General features: G+C 60.1%; 5 protein-coding genes. 2 read left to right on the top strand and 3 right to left on the bottom strand.

Annotation, left to right across the window (positions count from 1 at the left end; genetic code table 11):
- Nucleotides 1–196: 196 nt before the first annotated feature.
- The 3 genes from GSQ76_RS10985 to fliI all read right to left on the bottom strand — a co-directional run bounded on the left by GSQ76_RS10985 (nt 197) and on the right by fliI (nt 2449).
- Nucleotides 197–535, bottom strand: coding sequence for a hypothetical protein (locus GSQ76_RS10985; protein WP_158743958.1), 339 nt, complete (start codon nt 533–535; stop codon nt 197–199).
- Between the two features lie 110 nt (nt 536–645).
- Entirely contained in the window at nt 646–1074 is a 429-nt protein-coding gene (locus GSQ76_RS10980) for a hypothetical protein (protein ID WP_158743957.1), read from the bottom strand.
- Nucleotide 1075: 1 nt separating this feature from the next.
- Complete coding sequence (gene fliI, locus GSQ76_RS10975) at nt 1076–2449, bottom strand: flagellar protein export ATPase FliI (RefSeq protein WP_408836449.1); 1374 nt, start codon at nt 2447–2449, stop codon at nt 1076–1078.
- A 165-nt stretch (nt 2450–2614) separates the two neighbouring features.
- Here fliI and ctrA point away from each other — a divergent pair, with 165 nt between their 5' ends.
- Together ctrA and GSQ76_RS10965 are read left to right on the top strand one after the other, a co-directional pair.
- Nucleotides 2615–3352, top strand: a complete 738-nt coding sequence (gene ctrA, locus GSQ76_RS10970) for a response regulator transcription factor CtrA (RefSeq protein WP_158743955.1) — start codon at nt 2615–2617, stop codon at nt 3350–3352.
- Between the two features lie 563 nt (nt 3353–3915).
- Nucleotides 3916–5487: a diguanylate cyclase domain-containing protein gene (locus tag GSQ76_RS10965; RefSeq protein ID WP_158743954.1), complete on the top strand. Its 1572-nt coding sequence runs from the start codon at nt 3916–3918 to the stop codon at nt 5485–5487.
- The last annotated feature ends 12 nt before the right edge of the window (nt 5488–5499 follow it).

Here is a 5499-nt window from a genome sequence, read left to right as displayed (position 1 = left end):
GTGCGGCACGGCGGCGCGGCAACGCTCTCCTCTCAGGGCGCGACGGCGTAGCCGGGCCATTTTGGTCGATGCGCCGGTTTCGTCGATGAAGACCAGGCGTTGCGGATCGAACTCAGGCTGGGCTGCGAACCAAGCCCGGCGCCGGGTTGCGACGTCTGAGCGCTCCCGTTCGGCCGCGTGTGCTGTTTTTCGAAGGTCATGCCGTGACGATCAAGGCAGCGCCAGACCGTATTGGCACCAATGAGACGCCGTGCTCGGTACGCAGCAACGCGGCCAATTCGACCAGACTGATGTCCTTTTGCATTGCTACCACGGCTGCCAAGATCACGCTGCGGAACGCCTCAATGTGAGGTGAGCGTGTGTCGTCACCTTGCGGTTTGGCCTGGACGCTACCCGTCATGTTGACAGCATGGACCCACCGCTCGGCAGTGGCCACAGAGACACCGAAGCGTTCGGCTGCAGACCGGCGAGACATGCAACCCGCAACGGCAGCAATCAATTGGGAACGAAGGTCGACGGAAAGCGGCTTGACCATACACGCTGGCCTCCTGCCCAGCGTGTATGGTGAATCATAGTTCGCCCGCGCCGGGGAAACCCTTTCGATCCAGACTGAAAGGTTTCTGCTCTTGCCGATTTCTGAGTTGCTCAATCTATACTGTAGTTGCGGCTCCGCGAGGCGATCTCGTCCATAGCCGCCTGTATTTTGCGACCTTGTTCCAGCTGGCGCTCCTTCGAGCGTTTCTCCAGAAGCTGTTGGGCAGATTCAGCCGCGGCGCGCGCGATAGTCAATGCAGCACGAGCCATGGCAACTGCCGAGCAGGCGTTCTCATGCGCTGCTCGTGCGGCGGCGGCGTTAGCGCGGCCAACCGGCAGCCAGACGGCGTAGGCCTCCACCGCGTCGTCTCCAGCGCGCAGGTCGGTTGCTGCTGCGGCCTCCTGTGCGATCAGCGCTTCGGTTGCTTCTGCCTTCAGCTGCGCATCCTCTTCTATACGCAGCATGGCGGCCAAGTCTCTCTTGGCGTCATCCACCGTCACCCGCCGGATGCGCAACACAGTGTCAAGCGCGTCAGCCATATCAGCTTGCCTCCATTGCCACCGCGAGGGCGGCGAAACTATCCTCAATTGTAGTCGGGCGAGCCTTATCCTGATTCAGGGCTCGCTCAATGCGGGGTGCCAGGACGACAGCTTCGTCGATAGCCGGGTCGGCTCCGGCTTTGTAGGCCCCGAGCCGGACGAGGTCTGCAACCTCGGCATAGGTCGACAGAATGGACCGTGCCCGGCGAACCGCCTCTCGCTCCGGCGGTCGCAGGCATCCTGGAACGGAGCGGGAAAGGGAGCGCAAGACATCAATCGCCGGATAGCGCCCAGCCTCGCCGATACGGCGGTCCAGCACAACGTGGCCGTCTAGAATGCCACGAACTGCGTCGGCGATAGGTTCATTATGATCATCACCTTCGACCAACACAGTAAACAGAGCCGTGATTTGGCCGGCGACGCCATTCACCTCCGGACCTGGTCCCGCTCGTTCTAGTAGGCGCGGGAGCTCGGCGAAAACGCTTGGTGGGTAACCGCGGGTCGCAGGCGGCTCTCCGACGGAGAGCCCAATCTCACGCAGGGCCAGGCAGAACCGTGTCACACTGTCCATCAGCAGGAGCACCGACTTCCCCTGATCGCGAAAATACTCGGCAACGGTCATCGCGGCGTAGGCTGCCTCCCGCCGTAGCAAAGGCGGGCTGTCGGAGGTTGCGGTAACGACGACGGACCGGGCCAACCCTTCGGACCCAAGGTCGTCCTCCAGGAACTCGCGAACCTCACGTCCGCGCTCGCCCACCAGCGCCAGGACGGCGACATCGCAGGCGGTGTGCCGCGCAAGCATGGATAGCAAGGTCGACTTGCCCACACCAGACCCCGCAAATAGGCCCAGACGCTGTCCAGAACGGCACGTTGTAAATAGATTGAGCGCCGTCACTCCTAGATCAAGCCGTTCTCCGAGGCGGGCGCGAGTGGTCGCGTCCGGCGGCCCAGCTCGAACAGGTAGCGGCCGGTCACCCCGCGGCAAAGCTCCGCGGCCATCGAGGGGCATACCAAGCGGGTCGATCACGCGCCCAAGCCAGGTGTCGTTTGGCGCTAATGTGGCGCCGCCGGTGCCAGATTGCCCGACACGCGCAGCGGCCCGAGCGGTGCTGCCGGGGCCAATCCCATCTAACGCGGAAAATGCCATGGCTCGGGCAGCAGTTCCGCGAAATCCAAGCACCTCGGCCGTTACCTCCCGGCCATCGCGGGACGCGAGCGCGATTCGATCACCAACGCTGAGCAGTGCGCCTAGCCCCACAACCTCAACCGATAGGCCTTGAACCGAGGAGACGCGTCCGTGCGCTACCGCGGCGCTGACGTGCGCCATCGTTGCGCGCGCTGCTTCAAGGCGGTCTTTTACATTAGACGGGATCACTTATACATAAACCGTATCAATTTTTATGCGTCCTTAGCTCGAATATTATGGTCCGGACCATTCACGTGCATTTACGCCGTTTTTTGCACGCAAAAGGTGAAAATTTGGTAGCACCCTGCACGTATGAGTGGTATTGATCGTTCATTGAATGTCGGAGTGCAACCAATGCGTGTTCTGCTCGTAGAAGATGATGTGACCGCAGCGCGGGGCATCACTTTGATGCTAAGGTCTGGTGGGTTGATCGTTGATACGACTGATACGGGGGAGGAGGCTCTCGAGTTGGTCAAGCACTATGACTACGATATCGTTGTTCTAGACCTAATGCTGCCAGACATGGAGGGGTATGAGGTTGTTCGTCGGATGCGCGCCGCGCGGATGGAGACGCCGGTGCTGATTCTTTCGGGCCTTTCCCGTCCAGGCGCGAAGGTCAAAGGCTTCGGCATGGGCGCGGACGACTTCATCTCCAAACCTTTTGACAAGGCGGAACTGGTTGCGAGAATGCAAGCCGTTGTCCGCCGCAGCAAGGGTTACAGCCAACCCACGCTTCGAGTTGGCGCACTGCAGTTGAATCTCGATAGCCGTGAGGTGTTGGTCAGCGGCAATCCCGTGCACTTAACTGGCAAGGAATATTCTATTCTCGAACTGCTAGTATTGCGCAAAGGTATGGTGCTGACAAAAGAGGCATTTTTGAACCATCTTTACGGCGGGATGGATGAACCGGAAATGAAGATCATCGACGTGTTTATTTGCAAGCTGCGCAAGAAGCTAGCACAGGCCGGGGCTGGAAATCTGATCGGCACTGTCTGGGGACGTGGTTATATGATGCGCGATCCTTCTAGCGATGCCGGCTTCGCGCAGGAGGAGGCTGTACCAGCGCCGAGCCGAACGCTTAATGTTGCATGAGTGGTCCGGCGTAGGCTTCAACGCTTCAGCGCAAGGTTGACCAACGTAGGGACGTTAAAAGCGTGGGGGCTGCGAAACCAACTTCCAATCTCAAGTCTGGGACGCTCATGCCCTACTGGCCGGGGGGCCCCAGAGAAATTAGCGCGCCGCTACACCGCTTGAGTAGCTGAATTAATCTAAGATTAACTCCGTCGCCATAGTTTGGTGACGTTCATCCCCCAAGCGGTGTCTTCAGTATAGGGTCGCACTGGCAGGTATCGCTTCCGCCGACGATGATGGCACGCCAATGTGGGAGCGTGCTGATCATTGATGATGTCGGGGCAGCCTATTGCGATTGGGCGGTAAAGCATTAATACAGCTATAACTAACCCCTGGAGCCGAACGTTGTCTCGGTCGACGCATAGCGATGAAACCACCTATGCGATAGGCCGGGGACAGCACATTTGAAGCGGTGGGTGCCACGTCTAAGCCTTCGAACTAGATTTGCGTTAGCGCTTGCTCCTTTCGTGTTTGTTGTGGCAGCTGTGTTTGGCGGTGTTGTGGGTCAGCACGGGGTAGACCAGTTGCGCGAACGCGCTGGCCAATCTCTGGCCGCCGATGCGCAGAGCATCGCTGATCGGCTGAATCAAGAAATGGCGGACCGATCGCGTGACCTAGCGTTGCTTGGCGCACTAGATCCCATGCGCAACCTACGAGACATCGCCTCGATCCAAGCTCTGCTCGACAGCCTGCGTCGCAGCGAGCCGGATTTCCTATGGTTGGCGGTGACAGATCCTCAGGGCAACGTCGTTGCCGCAACCGATGGTGGCTTGTCGGGGATCGATCTCAATAGCCTATCCGACCTACGCGACCAATTGCGCGGACGGCCAAATAGCTGGGGTGACCCTTTGCGGATCGTTCGCCCGGGCGAAGCCGATCAGCCCCCGCTAGAGCGCCAACGTCAGATCAACATTAGCAGGCCGATCCGCTCTGCTGATGGGACGGCAGTGGGAATCATCGTTGCTCAACTGAGTTGGGAATGGGTGCGTGATAGCATCAGTCCACTAATCTCGCACAATGAGGACGGAGCGCAAAACCGGGAGGCGCTGGTCGTCTCAAATTTCGACACAGTCCTTGTTGGCCCCCCCGATATGATCGGGCGTCGTCTGACGCTTCCTGACATCAGCCGTGCGCGGGTCGGCATCTTCGGCTGGGCGACGACCCGATGGCCCGATGCACGGGACTACATCACTGGCGTGAGCTTTGCGGCCGGCGAGCGCCAGTTTTCCGGACCCGGCAGTGTTCCCATGCGCTGGGCAGTGTTGGTGCGAGAGCGTGAGTCGGCGGCTCTTGTCCCGGCGGACGAACTGCGACGATCGATCTTCATAACGGGTGTTGTCCTCGCGGTGATGGTTGCCACCTTGGGCTGGATGATCGCAGGTTTGATCACGCGTCCCCTACGGCAAATAGCCGCCGCTGCTGATTGCTTGCGGCGGGGGGAAAGCGTTGAATTACCTATCCTGCGTGGTGCAATTGAGGTGGAAATGCTCTCGGCCTCACTGCGAGCGATGGTCGCGACACTGACGTCGAAGCAGGTAAAGCTCGACGAACTGGAGAGCGCTACTCAGCATGACTCGCTTACGGGGCTTCTGAACCGCGCGGGGTTGAAGTCCTGGCTGGCGAGGGCCTTGGCGCAGGCGCGGACAGAGCCCTCCGGCCTGCTTGTCCTCGTGGGTGACCTGGACGGATTCAAACAGGTCAATGACACGCAGGGCCATGGGGCCGGTGACAATCTGCTGCAGGAGGTCGCACGTCGCCTACAGTCATCCGTTCGCGTGCGAGACGCTGTTGCACGGATCGGCGGTGATGAATTCATTGTCGTCCTTCATGCGCCGCTCGGCCTCGGTGATCGTCTGGCTTTGGACACCGGGCATCGCCTCTGGTCTCGCGTAACGGAACCATATGAAATTGGCGGCCAGTCGATTGTGATTGGCCTCAGTCTAGGAGGCGCCGGCTGGCCAGAGGATGATCAGCAATTGGACCTTGTGCTCAACAAGGCAGATGCCGCGCTGTATGCCGCGAAGCGGGCTGGAAAGGGCCGGATTGTCTTTCACAAGGAGCCTGCTGTCGCGCCTGGTTTGCTAGCGGAAGGTTGAGCGCGAGCTGCA

Origin of the sequence: Acidisphaera sp. L21, from assembly GCF_009765685.1 — a bacterium.
Lineage (GTDB): Bacteria > Pseudomonadota > Alphaproteobacteria > Acetobacterales > Acetobacteraceae > LMUY01.
Note: the sequence above shows the minus strand (reverse complement) of the source record. Positions and strands in the feature narration are given on the sequence as shown.

Coding starts and splice junctions, on each gene's coding strand:
- ctrA (WP_158743955.1), top strand. CDS start 2,615: ATGCGTGTTCTGCTCGTAGAAGATGATGTGACCGCAGCGCGGGGCATC.
- GSQ76_RS10985 (WP_158743958.1), bottom strand. CDS start 535: ATGGTCAAGCCGCTTTCCGTCGACCTTCGTTCCCAATTGATTGCTGCC.
- GSQ76_RS10980 (WP_158743957.1), bottom strand. CDS start 1,074: ATGGCTGACGCGCTTGACACTGTGTTGCGCATCCGGCGGGTGACGGTG.